Here is a 13,754-nt window from a genome sequence, read left to right as displayed (position 1 = left end):
GAGCAATAAGAGTTGCAGACAATGTCAGAGTCGCTCGTGAGCGCAAATGATACCGGTGCGCCGCTTGAGCTTTCGCTCGTGGTACCGGTTTTCAACGAAGAAGAAAGCGTCGGTCCACTCGTCGAGCGCATCGTCGAAGCCATGGCCGGTTATGCGAGCCCGTGGGAACTGATCCTCGTTGACGACGGCAGCACGGATGCGACGCTGGTCAATGCGCGCCACTACGTCGGCCGCAACGGACTTGCTCTGCGCATCGTCGCGCTCCAGCGCAATTTCGGCCAGACGGCCGCCATGCAGGCCGGCATTGACGCCGCGCAGGGCCGCCTGATCGCCACCATGGACGGCGACCTGCAGAACGATCCGAAGGATATCCCTTCGATGGTCTCCGAGCTCGAACGCCGCGAACTCGACCTTTTGGTCGGCTGGCGGAAGAACCGTCAGGATGGTCTTTTGCTGCGCAAGATCCCCTCCTGGTGCGCCAATTACCTCATCGGCCGCATCACCGGCGTCAAGTTGCACGATTACGGCTGCAGCCTGAAGATCTATCGCGCCTCGATCATCAAGCAGGTCAAGCTGATGGGCGAGATGCACCGTTTCATTCCGGCCTGGGTCGCCGGCGTCGTGCCGAGCTCGCGCATCGGCGAAATGCCGGTCACCCATCACGCGCGTCAGCATGGCGTATCGAAATACGGCATTTCCCGCACGTTCCGGGTGATCCTCGACCTGTTGTCGGTGATGTTCTTCATGCGCTACAAGGCGCGGCCCGGCCACTTCTTCGGTTCGCTCGGCCTCGGCTTCGGCGCGATCGCAGCCCTGATCCTGTTTTATCTGTTCGTCGACAAATTCATTATGGGCCACGACATCGGCACCCGTCCGATGCTGATGGTCGGCGTCGTCTTCCTGCTGTCCTCGGTGCAGCTTATCACCACCGGCATCCTCGCCGAAATGATCGCCCGCACCTACTACCGCGACGACGCCTCGCCGAACTATATCGTCCGGCAGATCTTCGATGGAAGCGAAGCTTGATCCATCAATGACCGCTTCAGGTCAGGCGAGGACAACAACGGTTCCCGCCTGGCTGTTTGCCCTGCTCGCCTCCTACTTCGCTGTTCACGCCGTCGTTCGCCTGATGTTGCCAGCTACGCTCGGCATCGACGAGGCCCAGCAGGTCTTCCGCCTGCAGTGGCTTGCAGCCGGCTATGGCGAACAGCCACCCTTCTACAATTGGCTCCAATACGCGGTTTTCTCCGTCGCCGGTGTTTCCGTAGCAACCCTGGCGATCGTCAAGAATGCGATGCTGTTCGGTGCCTATGTCTTCTTCGCGCTGACGGCACGGATGTTGCTGCATGACCGGATGCTTGTCGTGGCCGCGACTCTGGGTCTGCTGACGATCCCGCAGGTCGCCTTCGAGATGCAACGCGATCTTACACACTCGGTCGCCCTGTTCTTCGCAAGCAGCATGTTCATCTACGGGTACGTCCTGACGCTGAAGCGCCCGAGCTTTGCCTCCTATGCGCTGACCGGCTTCGCAATCGGCATCGGAATGCTGGCCAAGTACAATTTCCCGCTCCTGCCGGCTGCCGCTTTTCTGGCAGCGCTGACCGGCAGCGGCATGCGGAAACGCATCTTCGACCGGCGGCTGCTGGTGACTGCTGCAATCGCGATCGCTTTGCCGCTGCCGCACGCGCTATGGCTGAAGGATCACCTGACGGCGGCATCCCAGGGAACGCTGGGCAAGCTGACGGAGAATGACGCCGCAAACTATCCGTTGCAGCTGCTGGCCGGGATGGGCTCGTTCGCAGAGGCTATTGCCGGATTTGTATTGGCCACCGCGCTGATCTTCGCAGTCACGTTCCGCAAAGCCCTGTTCAGCAGCCTTACTGCCTCGTCACGCGACATCGCGCTCGTCGAACGCATTCTCTTGTTTTCGGCAGTCGCCATTCTCGCTCTGATCGTCTTCGGCCACGCCACCAACATCAAGGGTCGCTGGCTCATTCCGATTCTCTTCGTTGCTCCGCTCTATCTGTGCATGAAGATCGAGGCGGCCGGCGTTGATTCATGGCCGGGTGTGCAGCGGCTCATGGCCATCATCGTCTTCGCGATGGTCGCTCTGCCGATCGCTATGGCCGGGCGGATCGTGACTGCGGGTCTCACTCACAATTACGAACGCGGCAACGTCCCCTATCGCGGCCTTGCCGAGATGCTCAAGGCTCAGGGATCGCCAGGACTGATCGTCGTCACCAAGGACTGGACGGGCGGCAATCTCCGGCTTCAGTTTCCCGATGTCACCGTGATCTCGCCGCTCTACCCGCCAGGCGGCACGAAGATTGAAGCCGCGGAAAACCAGCCAATGCTTCTCGTATGGAATATCGAAAGCAAGGATCAGCCGGTGATCCCGCTGAGCCTCAGGGAATGGCTCACATCGCAGAAGATCACGCCTGCCCCCCAGGCTGTCTCTGTCGACGTGCCCTATCACTATGCGGCCGATGGCGACACCTATCGCTTCGGTTATGCCTGGGTGGACGGCTCGCCGAGCGGCTAGCCCCGCAGCTCCTTCCACGCCGCATCGAGCGCGATCTTTGTGATCCTCGCCATCTCGTCCACCTCGGCGTGGCTGATCACCAGAGGCGGAGAGGCGAGCATACGGTCGCCGGTGGCGCGGAGGATCAGGCCGTTGGCGAGTGCGTGGTTGCGCACGAGGGAGCCGATGGCGTCGGGCTTTTCGAAGCGGGTGCGGGTCTTCTTGTCGGCGGTCAGCTGCAGCGCGGCCATGAGGCCAACGCTGGCTGCTTCGCCGACGAGGTCGTGGTCGGCCAGTGCGTTCCAGGCCCTGGCGAAATAGGGGCCGATGTCGTCGCGGACGCGCTCGACCAGCTTTTCCTCTTCGATGATGCGCAGGTTTTCGAGCGCGGCGGCGGCGCAGACCGGGTGGCCGGAATAGGTGAAGCCGTGGTTGAAATCGCCGACATCGTTGATCAGCACATCGGCAACCCGATCCGAAACCAGTACGCCGCCGATCGGCAGATAGCCTGAGGAGAGGCCCTTGGCGATCGGGCAAAGATCGGGCTCGACGCCATAATATTGATGGCCGAACCACTCGCCGAGGCGGCCGAAACCGCAGATCACTTCGTCGGTGACCAGCAGGATGTTGCGCGCCTTGCAGATGCGGGCGATCTCCGGCCAGTAGGTTTCCGGCGGCACGATGACGCCGGCGGCTCCCTGGATCGGTTCGGCGACGAAGGCTGCGACATTCTCCTCGCCGAGTTCGTCGATCTTCGCTTCCAGCTCGCGCGCCACCTTGAGGCCGAATTCGGCCGGCGTAAGATCACCACCCTCGGCGTACCAGTAGGGCTGGCCGATATGGACGATGCCGGGGATCGGCAGGTCGCCCTGCTCGTGCATGTACTTCATGCCGCCGAGGCTGGCGCCTGCTACCGTCGAGCCGTGGTAGCCGTTCTTGCGGGCGATGACGATCTTCTTGGATGGCTGGCCGATGGCGCTCCAGTAGACGCGGGCCATGCGGAACCAGGTGTCGTTGGCCTCGGAGCCGGAGCCGGTGAAGAAGACATGGTTGAAGCGCGGCCCGGCATGGGCGGTGACCTTCTCGGCGAGCAGCGTCGTCGGCGTGCTCGTGGTGCCGAAGAAGGTGTTGTAATAGGGCAGCTCGTTCATCTGCCTGGCGGCGGCGTCGGTGATTTCCTTGCGGCCATAGCCGACATTGACGCACCAGAGACCGGCAAATCCGTCCAGATATTTCGTGCCGCTGCTATCCCAGATATGGACGCCTTCGCCGCGCTCGATGATGCGCGTGCCGCCGGCATTCAGCTTTTTCATATCCGAGAAGGGATGCAGATGATGGGCGGCATCGAGGGCGGCGAGATTTGAGCGCTGGTAAGTATCGGACATGATTTGCGAAACACCTGCAGAGATTGAAAGGATCTTCCCAATGGGTTACGACCTTGGCCTGCTCAGAGGGGATTTTCAAGATCATGACGGCTGACAAGATGCACGGCAAAGCTGCGGCTGACGAGCCCTGGGTCGAAATCATGCTTGTCGGCATGAACGGCGACCTGCGCGGCAAGCGAATTCCGCTCGAGGCGCAGAAGAAAATCTGGACCGGCGACGTGCGCCTCCCCTCCTCGACGCAATCGCTTGATATCTGGGGCGACGACAACGACGACATTACCGGCCTGTCGCTGTCGATCGGCGATCCCGACGGAAACTGCATTCCCGACAAGCGCAGCCTGGCCCCGATGCCCTGGGCGCCGGAGGGATCGATGCAGGTCTTGGCGACGATGCACGAATTCGACGGTACGCCGAGCTTCATGGATCCGCGCGCCATCCTCGCTTCGATCCTGAAGCGCTACGACGAGCGCGGCCTGACGCCCGTCGTGGCGACCGAGCTGGAATTCTACGTGGTCGAACAGGACTGGCTGGAGACCGGCTATCCCTCGCCGCCGAAGAAGCTCACCTATCGCGGCGAGCCGAACGGGTTCCAGCTCTACGACATGAGTGCCACCGATGCGCTCGACGATTATCTGCGGACCGTGCGCAGCTATGCGAGCGCGCAGAACCTGCCTGCCGACGCGACGACGGCGGAATTTGGCCCCGGGCAATTCGAGATCAACCTGCTGCACCGGCCGGACGCGCTGGCGGCGGCCGACGACTGCATCTACCTGAAGCGCATTGCCGAACAGGCGGCGAGACGCCATGGGTTGAAATCGACCTGCATGGCCAAGCCCTATTCCGATCATGCCGGGTCCGGCCTGCATGTGCATGCCAGCATCATCGACAAGGACGGCCGCAACATCCTGGATGCCAAGGGCGGCGATCCGAAGTGTCTGAAGTCCGTCACGGCAGGCATGCTGAAGACGATGCGCGAGGCGCAGCTGGTCTTTGCGCCCTTTGCCAATTCCTACCGCCGCTTCCAGCCGGGGTCCTTCGCGCCTGTCGATCTCACCTGGGGATACGGCCATCGCGGCACGGCGATCCGCATTCCGGATATGAACGGTCCGGCGGCGCGTGTCGAACACCGGGTCGCGGGTGCCGACGCCAATCCCTACCTGCTGCTCGCAGCCATTCTCGGCGGCATGCTGCTCGGCCTCGACGAGGAGCTCGATCCCGGCGTCGAAACCACGCCGTCGCACGTGCCTGAGAATACCGAGCGCCTGACGCACGACTTCCTGACCGCGGTCGAAGCCTTCCGAGCCTCGCCTTTCATCAAAGACGTGTTCGGAGAGGGCTATCAGAAGCTTTTTGGCGATACGAAATACAAGGAAGCGCTGATCTCGCTGCGCACTGTCTCGGATTTCGACTACCGCACCTACCTGCCACGCATCTAGATTATGCGGCAGGCTCGCGGCGATCGGTCTCGTGCTTCTGCGCGGCCAGCCCCTGGCGGACGAGCACCTTCAGCTCGCCCGGATGCAGCCTTAGCCGGATATCGCGGGCCAGCGGCAGCAGTTCGCCATCCATGACGCAATTGGCCTTTGCCCGCATCTTCGGGAAATGCAGGTTCACTTCGGCCGGGTGCATGACCATGATGTCGGCATTGTCGCGAACCTTGCCGCGCAGCATGTCGAAGGCGAGCTTGGCGACGCCAAGCGGCTTCAGCGGTTTGGCGGTATAAAAGCCCAGTTCGCCGCTGCGCAGATCGTCGGCATAAAGCAGCGCATTCTCGCCGAAGGGATTGTTGGAGACCGACACCGCCGAGACACGGCGCCGTTCCCTCACACCCAGCGCCTCGAACTCGACCTCGAATTCCGGCGGGTTCATCACTACGCCCAGGGCGGCACGGGTGCTGGCGCGCATTTTTCCAAGCCGGGAGCGGAAACTGTAGGAATTGCGGTAGCGCACCATGCGGGCATGCAGCCCGGCCGAAAACTGGTGGATGAAGGGCCGGTCGTTGGCGCTGGCGATATCGACATTGTCGACCTCGCCATAGGCCAGGACGTCGAGCGCCTGCCAGATATCGAGCGGCACTTTCAGCGAGCGGGCGAAAAGGTTCATGGTGCCGGCCGGAACGACACCTAGAGCAACGCCGTTCTTCCAGGCGATGGAGGCCGCCGCCGAGATCGTGCCGTCGCCGCCGCCGGCGACAATGCCATCGATATCGTCGCGGCGGGCAGCCCGTTCCATGGCCGGAACGATTTCCTTGCCGGGAAAGACGATCGCCTCGAAATCGTGGCCGGCTTCGCGGAACGTCGCCTCGGCCTTTTTCTCGTAGGCCTCCATATCTGTCGTCCGGAACGTCCCGCCATCCTTATTGAAAAAACCGACAAGCTTCATGCAGCGTTCCGTTCCCCGTGACACATCCCACCGATGTCACAGCTACAGATGGTCGCTAGCTCAATGATTTCAAGCGGCAAGGTGGCCGGGCTCAACACGGCCACACAGGTGAGGAATGCTAATATAGCAATGGACGTATGCACATAGCAGGACGCTGCACTGCAAAAAACGCACTCGACGCTCTGGAGGCAATCAGGGATAGAATGCAGAATGGAGGCACGTACCTCCCTTCCCGCCATAGACAGGCCGACTTCCGCGCTGAACGCCCGGAATGAGAAGCCTTTGAGACATGCCCAGGAGCTCCCGTGAGCCAGATTGCCGTAAACGATTCTATTGATGCACCCGTTGCAGAAGCGCCGTCGCCGATGGCAGTCGCGCTGGTGCAGCTGGCGCTGGCATGCGGCGGCTTCGGCATCGGCACCGGCGAATTCGCGATCATGGGCCTGCTACCGAATGTGGCGAGCACCTTCTCCGTTACCACGCCGCAGGCGGGTTACGTGATCAGCGCCTACGCACTCGGCGTCGTCATCGGTGCGCCGGTGATTGCGGTGCTAGCTGCCAAGATGGCGCGGCGCTCGCTGCTGCTTCTGCTGATGGGCATCTTTGCGATCGGCAATATCCTGAGCGCCATGGCACCGACCTTCGAGAGCTTCACCCTGATGCGCTTCATCACCGGCTTGCCGCATGGCGCCTATTTCGGTGTCGCGGCGATCGTCGCTGCCTCGATGGTGCCGGTGCACAAGCGGGCCCGCGCCGTCGGCCGGGTCATGCTTGGCCTGACGATTGCCACGCTGCTCGGCACGCCGCTTGCCACCTTCTTCGGCCAGTCTCTGGACTGGCGCGTCGCCTTCACCACGGTCGGCGTCATCGGCGTCGTGACGGTGGCGCTGATCTGGTATTACGTGCCGCGCGATCAGGTTGCCGAAGGCGCCAGCTTCATGCGCGAACTCGGCGCTTTCAAGCGGCCGCAGGTGCTGTTGACGCTCGCCATCGCCGCTGTCGGCTATGGCGGCATGTTCGCGATGTTCAGCTATATCGCCGATACGACGATGAAGGTTGCGATGCTGCCCGCCAGCATGGTCGCCGTGATGATGGTGCTGTTCGGCATCGGCATGAATGTCGGCAACGTGCTGGGCTCCTGGCTTGCCGACAAGTCGTTGATGGGCACGATCGGCGGCTCGCTGATCTTCAACATCGTGGTGCTCAGCTGCTTCTCGCTGACGGCTGCCAATCCGGTCATGCTCGCCGCCTGCGTCTTCCTGACAGGTTGCGGCTTCGCGGCAGGCCCTGCCCTGCAGACGCGCCTGATGGACGTGGCAGCTGATGCGCAGACGCTGGCCGCGGCCTCCAACCATTCGGCCTTCAACATCGCCAACGCGCTCGGCGCCTGGCTTGGCGGCCTCGTCATCGCCTGCGGCTACGGCTTTGCGGCGACAGGCTATGTCGGCGCCTTCCTGTCGTTCCTGGGGATCTTCGTCTTCGCCGCGTCGCTACGCCTGGAGCGCCGCAGCCGCAGCGCCTGAGGCTTCGCGCAATTCCATGCCATCGGGGCGGCAAAACACATGTTCGTCGCCCCAGGCTGCCAGCGCCTTGATAACCGGCTTCAGCGTTTCACCGAGCGGCGTCATCGCATATTCGACCCGCGGCGGCACGACCGGATAGACTTTTCGCGAGATCAGCCCGCAATCCTCCAGTTCCCTCAACTGCTTCGTCAGCATGCGCTGGGTAACGGCGGGCAGCTTGCGGCGCAGTTCGTTGAAGCGCAGCGTTCCATCCATGAGGTGGAACAGGATCACGCCCTTCCACTTGCCATCGAGAAAGCTCAGCGTCGCCTCCACCGGGCAGCCGGGGAAGTTCTTCGTTAGCTTGGCACGGGGCAACGACATTTGACGGTATCCTTTTGGGTACTACGTACAGAATTTGTGCATTCTTGCGCATCTTGAACATAAGACGCATTTAGCCTCTGTGCAACGAATACAGGAGTTTCCCATGCGCGCCGTCGCCTACAAGACGCCCCAGCCCATTGCCGCCGAAACCTCGCTCGTCGATGTCGAGCTGCCGGTGCCCGAAGCGAAGGGTCATGATCTGCTGGTCGAGATCAAGGCGATCTCCGTCAATCCCGTTGACGTCAAGATCCGCTCCAACGTCGCTCCGCCGTCGGGCGAACTCAAGGTGATCGGCTGGGATGCCGCAGGCATCGTGAAGGCCGTCGGCCCCGATGTGACGCTGTTCCAGCCGGGCGACGAAGTCTTCTATGCCGGCTCGATCACCCGCCCCGGCTCCAATGCCGAATTCCATCTCGTCGATGAGCGCATCGTCGGTCGCAAGCCGAAGACGCTCGACTTTGCCGCTGCGGCCGCCCTGCCGCTGACCTCGATCACCGCCTATGAAGCGCTGTTCGACCGGTTGAAGGTGCAGGATCCGGTCCCGGGTGCGGCCCGCTCGCTGCTCGTCATCGGCGGAGCCGGTGGGGTCGGCTCGATCACCATCCAGATCCTGCGGGCGCTCACCGATCTGACTGTCATCGCCACGGCGTCACGGCCGGAGACGCAGACATGGGTCAAGGAGCTCGGCGCCCATCACGTCATCGATCATTCCAAGCCGATCGCTGCGCAGGTCGCCGCGCTTGGTCTTGGCGCACCGGGCTTCGTCTTCTCGACGACGAATACCGACCAGCATCTCGCCGACGTCGCCGAGGCAATCGCGCCGCAGGGCCGTTTTGCGCTGATCGACGATCCGAAGGTACTCGACATCATGCCTTTCAAGCGCAAGGCGAATTCGGTGCATTGGGAGCTGATGTTCACCCGGCCGATCTTCGGCACACCCGACATGATCGAACAGCATCATCTCCTGAACAAGATTGCCGAACTCGTCGATGCCGGGAAAATCCGCACGACGCTGACCGAGACGGTGGGCACGATCAATGCGTCAAACCTGAAAAAGGCGCATGCGATGATCGAGACCGGCAAGACCAAGGGCAAGGTCGTCCTGGCCGGATTCTGAGCCGGAAGCACGCCTCGCAATATCCCGTAAATCATGCCTTGAAGAATGCCGCGCCCGATGGTGCGGCATTCTGCCATTAACCGCATATCCCAGTTGACTTTTTTAGCGTTCGGGACCACCTAGATCAAACGCGCGCAGCAACCGCTGAGCGCGGATATCAACGGAGCCATCATCACGATGCCAAGCGACAGTAGCAGTCGATTGCCTTTGCCGTACGCGGCCGTTTCGCGCTGACCTGGTAGCTCCGGGCTCGCCCGATCGGACGCTACGGCGGATCGACGGAAAGGCGAGCTAATGAACATCAATCGCTTCCCCCTGCGGGCCGGCAATGCCGCGCGCGCCTTCATGACCAACAACAAAGTTGCGACCATCGCCGAGCGCGTCGAGTCGTTGAATTCGCTCGCCCCTGCCGAGGCAGCCCGCATCTTGTCGAAGATGCCGCAGGAATATGCCGTCAACATCCTCGACCGGCCGGAACTGCGCCATGCCGCCTCGATCCTTGGCGTCATGGATCGCGCCGATGCCGCACGCCTGCTGCACGGCATGTCGAACGACCGCGTTGCCGACGTCCTGCTCGAGCTCGACGTCGATACCCGCACCCGGCTCTTCAACAGCCTCGAAGAGCCCGTTCGCGTCGCCATCCAGCATCTGATGGGCTATCCGCCGCGCACCGCAGGCAGCATCATGACGACGGAGTTCGTCAGCGTGCCCAGCAACTGGACCGTGGATCAGACGCTTGCGCATGTGCGCCATGTCGAGCGGTCGCGCGAGACCGTCTATGCGATCTATGTGCTGGATGAGAATTCCGGCGCGCTGATGCATGTCGTGACGCTCCGCCGGCTGATCACCGGCGAGCCCGATGCCTCGATCCTGACGGTCGCGCAGAAGGGAACGCCGGTTGCCGCCAACGCACTGATGAAGCAGGAAGACGTGGCGCGGCTGATCCGCAAGCACGACCTTCTGGCGCTGCCCGTCATCGACGATCACGGCCTGATCCTCGGCATCGTCACCGTCGACGACGTGATTGATACGATGATTGCCGATACGACCGATGGCGCCCAGCGCTTCGGTGGTATGGAAGCCCTCGGCAAGCCCTACATGAAGATCAGCTTCGGCGGCATGATCCGCAAGCGCGCCGGCTGGCTCTGTGCGCTCTTCCTCGGCGAAATGCTGACGGCAAGCGCCATGCAGCATTTCGAAGGCGAGCTTGAGAAGGCCGTCGTGCTGACGCTGTTCATTCCGCTGATCATGAGCTCGGGGGGTAATTCCGGCTCGCAGGCGACGTCCCTGATCATCCGGGCGCTGGCCGTTGGCGAGTTGAAGCTTTCCGACTGGTGGCGGGTGCTGCTGCGCGAACTGCCGACCGGCATTGTGCTTGGCGCCATCCTCGGCCTCGTCGGCATGACCCGCGTGTTCTTCTGGCAGACGGCCGGGCTCTACGACTATGGCCCGCACTGGATCCTCGTCGGGTTCACGGTCTTCTCGGCGCTGATCGGCATCGTCACCTTCGGCTCGATCTCGGGCTCGATGCTGCCGTTCATCCTGCAGCGCATGAAGCTCGATCCGGCCACGGCGTCCGCCCCGTTCGTCGCAACGCTGGTCGATGTGACCGGCCTGGTGATCTACTTCTCGGTCGCCCTGCTGATCCTCACCGGGACGCTTCTCTAGAGGCGATCGGCAGGCACAACGGCGTGCCGTCAACCGGATGCGGCACGACCGCCGCATCCACTCCGAACACGGCCTTGATAAGCTCCGGCGTCAACAGCGCGCCGGGGCTTCCTGATGCGTGGATGCCGCCACCGGCAACGGCGATGATGTGATCTGCATATTGCGCCGCGTGGTTCAGATCATGGACGACCATGACGACGGTGCGGCCGCGATTGCGGTTCAGGTCGCGCAGCAGTTCCAGCACTTCCAGCTGGTGGGCGATGTCGAGATAGGTGGTCGGCTCGTCGAGCAACAGGATCGGCGTTTCCTGCGCCAGCGCCATGGCGATCCAGGCGCGCTGGCGCTGGCCGCCTGAGAGACGGTCGAGCGGGCGCGAAGCGAGATCGGCAAGACCGGTGGCGGCAAGCGCGTGATCGACGATCTCCTCGTCATGCGCGCTGGGGCGCGACAGCAGGCCCTTATGCGGGTGGCGGCCGAAACGGCAGAGCTGACGCACTGTCAGACCATCGGGAGAAACCGGGCTCTGCGGCAGGAGTGCCAGCTTCTGGGCGATCGCCCTGCCCTGCATCGACGATATTTCCTTGCCGTCGAGATAGACTGTGCCTGCCTCCGGCGCGATGATGCGGCCGAGCGCTTTCAGCAGCGTGGACTTGCCGCTGCCATTGGCACCGATCAGCGCGGTGATCTTTCCATCGGGAATCGCAACATCGATATTCTCGAGCACCCTGATCGCTGCGTATCCAAGCGTCAGCTTTTCTCCGGCAAGGCGGGATTGCGCGGCACTACTCATGGCGGCCGGTCTCCTTGATGAGCAGGAAAATCAGATAGGGTCCGCCGATCACGGCGGCGACGATCCCGGCCGGGATCTCGTTCGGCAGGGCAATGAGGCGTCCAGCGAGATCGGCAGCAGATAGAGCCAGCGCGCCCATCAGTGCGCTCGATGGCACCAGATGCCGCGCGCGCGGGCCGACAAGCAGCCGGGCGGCATGGGGCGCCAGCAGACCGAGGAAGCCCATTCTGCCAACGCTGGCGACGGCGCCTGCGCATAACAGCACGGAAACGGCGATCAGGCCGCCCCGCAGCCGGGCCGGCGGCATGCCGAGGCTGACAAGCGTCTCATCGCCAAAGCCGCTGGCATCGAGACGTGCGGCAGCGAGGAGGACGAGCGGCAGGCAGGCGATGAGCCAGAGGCAAAGGACCAGAACGTCGGCCATCGAACTGCCATAGACGCTGCCGGCAAGCCAGACCATGGACTGGTCGGCACGGGTCGGGAAGATCACCATCACATATTGGATCAGCGCCTGCGCCAGCATGCCGAGCGCCACGCCCACCAGGGCCAGAGCCGCGATACCGCCGCCGAACGTGCGGCCGATCACGAGCAGGAGTGCCGCACCGAGGATCGCGCCTGAAACGACACCGGCCGGGATCGCCCAGATCGCCCAGGCGGGTGGCGCCATCATCCCTGCCAGGAAGGCGCCGAGCCCGGCGCATTTGGTGATGCCGACGACATCGGGAGAGGCCAGCGGATTGCGCAGCGCGCCCTGCAGGAAGACACCCGCCAGACCGAAGGACGCCCCGGCGAGGATGGAGACGGCGACGCGCGGGGCGCGGTATTGCATGACGATGAAGGCATTTTTGCCGCCGCCGATGCCATCAAGCACCTGGCCGATGCTCAGGGTCACGGCGCCGACAGTCATGCCGAGAATGGCGAGGACGGCAATGAGAACGGCGATGGTAACGCAGACCGTCAGCGCCCGCGTCTCCTTTCCGGCGAGTGTGCTCATCTGACCCTCTGGCGCCAGAGGATAAGCAGGAAGGCCGGCGCGCCGATCAGCGCCGTGACGATGCCGACAGGCATTTCCTGGGGATAGGCGGCAACGCGGCCGAGGAGATCGGCCGCATTCAGAAGCAGCGGCCCGGCGATGGCGCTGAGCGCGATCAGTGTCAGCTGATCCCCGCCAACGAGCCGCCGGATGATATGCGGCACAAGCAGGCCGATGAAACCGATCGGGCCGCTGACGGCGACAGCGGAACCGGCCAGCACCACGATCAGAAAGGCCGCCAGCCCGCCGACGCGGCGCGCATTCTGCCCGAGCGACAGGCCGGTGGTTTCATCCAGCGCCAGCACGCCGAAATGGCGGCCTGCCAGAAGTGCGATTCCGCCGCCGATAAGCGTGAAGGGCAGGATGATCCAGACTTTCTCCCATTGCGCGCCGTTGATCGATCCGGCCAGCCAGTAGACGATATCCTGCGCGGCATTGTTGGCGATCAGGATCGCCTGGACGAGGGCTGCAAGCACGAGCTGGATGGAGATGCCTGCCAGCGCCAGCTTCATGTCGTTCATGGCGCCGGAGACGGAGAGCGCCCACATGGCGAGGCCGACTGCCGCGGCACCGACGAAAGCCGGCCATACCGTTCCGGCACCACGCAATTCCGGCAGGGCGATCAGGCAGAGAACGATGACGAGCGAAGCCCCGGCATTGATGCCGAAGGTTTGCGGCGAGGCGAGCGGATTGCGCGTCAGCGTCTGGATCAGCACACCTGCCACCGCCAGATTGGCCCCGATCATGACCGCCAGCAGCGCTCGCGGCAGGCGTACGTCCCAGACGAGCGCGCTATCAGGGGAGCCATCCGGCGACACAAGCAACGACAGCGCATGCCGTACCGGCAGTTCCGAAACGCCGAAGGAGACGGCAGCGACGATGACGGCGGCGAGCGCCATCAGCAGCAGGCAGCCGAGCGCGACCGGCTGCAACCGTCCCTGCCCTGCCATCGCTGCTGCCTTGCCGTCCACC

12 protein-coding genes are annotated in these 13,754 nt (G+C 63.2%); 6 read left to right on the top strand and 6 right to left on the bottom strand.

Annotated features, from left to right (window positions below; genetic code table 11):
- Nucleotides 1–21 precede the first annotated feature (21 nt).
- Entirely contained in the window at nucleotides 22–1,026 is a 1,005-nt protein-coding gene (locus tag AC1DNK_RS05410) for a glycosyltransferase family 2 protein (protein WP_112540589.1), read from the top strand.
- Nucleotides 1,010–2,542 carry a glycosyltransferase family 39 protein gene (locus AC1DNK_RS05405; RefSeq protein WP_477939755.1) on the top strand — a complete coding sequence of 511 codons (1,533 nt, stop codon included), beginning with the start codon at nucleotides 1,010–1,012 and terminating at the stop codon, nucleotides 2,540–2,542. The genes AC1DNK_RS05410 and AC1DNK_RS05405 overlap by 17 nt, the downstream gene beginning before the upstream one ends.
- Here the strand turns inward: AC1DNK_RS05405 and AC1DNK_RS05400 are convergent.
- On the bottom strand, nucleotides 2,539–3,906 hold the full coding sequence (locus tag AC1DNK_RS05400) for an aspartate aminotransferase family protein (protein ID WP_477939753.1): 1,368 nt from the start codon (nucleotides 3,904–3,906) through the stop codon (nucleotides 2,539–2,541). The two genes, AC1DNK_RS05405 and AC1DNK_RS05400, sit on opposite strands and share 4 nt — an antisense overlap.
- Nucleotides 3,907–3,989: 83 nt before the next feature.
- On the opposite strand from AC1DNK_RS05400, the gene AC1DNK_RS05395 reads away from it, so the two are divergent.
- Nucleotides 3,990–5,342, top strand: coding sequence for a glutamine synthetase family protein (locus AC1DNK_RS05395; RefSeq protein WP_112540603.1), 1,353 nt, complete (start codon nucleotides 3,990–3,992; stop codon nucleotides 5,340–5,342).
- A 1-nt stretch (nucleotide 5,343) separates the two neighbouring features.
- Here the strand turns inward: AC1DNK_RS05395 and AC1DNK_RS05390 are convergent, their stop codons facing one another.
- Nucleotides 5,344–6,288, bottom strand: a complete 945-nt coding sequence (locus tag AC1DNK_RS05390; RefSeq protein WP_112540587.1) for a diacylglycerol/lipid kinase family protein — start codon at nucleotides 6,286–6,288, stop codon at nucleotides 5,344–5,346.
- 305 nt (nucleotides 6,289–6,593) lie between these two features.
- Here AC1DNK_RS05390 and AC1DNK_RS05385 point away from each other — a divergent pair, with 305 nt between their 5' ends.
- Nucleotides 6,594–7,811, top strand: a complete 1,218-nt coding sequence (locus AC1DNK_RS05385) for an MFS transporter (RefSeq protein WP_477939751.1) — start codon at nucleotides 6,594–6,596, stop codon at nucleotides 7,809–7,811.
- Here the strand turns inward: AC1DNK_RS05385 and AC1DNK_RS05380 are convergent.
- Nucleotides 7,779–8,174, bottom strand: coding sequence for a winged helix-turn-helix transcriptional regulator (locus tag AC1DNK_RS05380; protein ID WP_112517141.1), 396 nt, complete (start codon nucleotides 8,172–8,174; stop codon nucleotides 7,779–7,781). The genes AC1DNK_RS05385 and AC1DNK_RS05380 overlap by 33 nt on opposite strands.
- Before the next feature lie 103 nt (nucleotides 8,175–8,277).
- Between AC1DNK_RS05380 and AC1DNK_RS05375 the strand changes: the two genes are divergently transcribed.
- Nucleotides 8,278–9,291 (top strand): zinc-binding alcohol dehydrogenase family protein, encoded by a 1,014-nt coding sequence (locus AC1DNK_RS05375; protein ID WP_477939749.1) that lies wholly within the window; start codon nucleotides 8,278–8,280, stop codon nucleotides 9,289–9,291.
- Nucleotides 9,292–9,585: 294 nt separating this feature from the next.
- Nucleotides 9,586–10,959 carry a magnesium transporter gene (mgtE, locus tag AC1DNK_RS05370; protein ID WP_477939747.1) on the top strand — a complete coding sequence of 458 codons (1,374 nt, stop codon included), beginning with the start codon at nucleotides 9,586–9,588 and terminating at the stop codon, nucleotides 10,957–10,959.
- Here mgtE and AC1DNK_RS05365 read toward each other — a convergent pair.
- From AC1DNK_RS05365 to AC1DNK_RS05355, 3 genes are read right to left on the bottom strand one after another with little or no spacing between them, the layout of a single operon-like run.
- On the bottom strand, nucleotides 10,940–11,749 hold the full coding sequence (locus AC1DNK_RS05365) for an ABC transporter ATP-binding protein (RefSeq protein WP_477939745.1): 810 nt from the start codon (nucleotides 11,747–11,749) through the stop codon (nucleotides 10,940–10,942). The genes mgtE and AC1DNK_RS05365 overlap by 20 nt on opposite strands.
- The gene (locus tag AC1DNK_RS05360) at nucleotides 11,742–12,743 is read right to left on the bottom strand and encodes a FecCD family ABC transporter permease (RefSeq protein ID WP_477939743.1); all 1,002 of its coding nucleotides are present in this window, start codon (nucleotides 12,741–12,743) and stop codon (nucleotides 11,742–11,744) included. The genes AC1DNK_RS05365 and AC1DNK_RS05360 overlap by 8 nt, the downstream gene beginning before the upstream one ends.
- A complete protein-coding gene (locus AC1DNK_RS05355; protein ID WP_477939741.1) occupies nucleotides 12,740–13,753 on the bottom strand; it encodes a FecCD family ABC transporter permease in 1,014 nt (337 codons plus the stop codon). Before AC1DNK_RS05355 ends, AC1DNK_RS05360 begins: the two co-directional genes overlap by 4 nt.
- Nucleotide 13,754: the final 1 nt, after the last annotated feature.

Source organism: Rhizobium sp. 01N424 (assembly GCF_056399485.1).
Note: the sequence above shows the minus strand (reverse complement) of the source record. Positions and strands in the feature narration are given on the sequence as shown.

Coding starts and splice junctions, on each gene's coding strand:
- AC1DNK_RS05410 (WP_112540589.1), top strand. CDS start 22: ATGTCAGAGTCGCTCGTGAGCGCAAATGATACCGGTGCGCCGCTTGAG.
- AC1DNK_RS05405 (WP_477939755.1), top strand. CDS start 1,010: ATGGAAGCGAAGCTTGATCCATCAATGACCGCTTCAGGTCAGGCGAGG.
- AC1DNK_RS05400 (WP_477939753.1), bottom strand. CDS start 3,906: ATGTCCGATACTTACCAGCGCTCAAATCTCGCCGCCCTCGATGCCGCC.
- AC1DNK_RS05395 (WP_112540603.1), top strand. CDS start 3,990: ATGACGGCTGACAAGATGCACGGCAAAGCTGCGGCTGACGAGCCCTGG.
- AC1DNK_RS05390 (WP_112540587.1), bottom strand. CDS start 6,288: ATGAAGCTTGTCGGTTTTTTCAATAAGGATGGCGGGACGTTCCGGACG.
- AC1DNK_RS05380 (WP_112517141.1), bottom strand. CDS start 8,174: ATGTCGTTGCCCCGTGCCAAGCTAACGAAGAACTTCCCCGGCTGCCCG.
- AC1DNK_RS05375 (WP_477939749.1), top strand. CDS start 8,278: ATGCGCGCCGTCGCCTACAAGACGCCCCAGCCCATTGCCGCCGAAACC.
- mgtE (WP_477939747.1), top strand. CDS start 9,586: ATGAACATCAATCGCTTCCCCCTGCGGGCCGGCAATGCCGCGCGCGCC.
- AC1DNK_RS05365 (WP_477939745.1), bottom strand. CDS start 11,749: ATGAGTAGTGCCGCGCAATCCCGCCTTGCCGGAGAAAAGCTGACGCTT.
- AC1DNK_RS05360 (WP_477939743.1), bottom strand. CDS start 12,743: ATGAGCACACTCGCCGGAAAGGAGACGCGGGCGCTGACGGTCTGCGTT.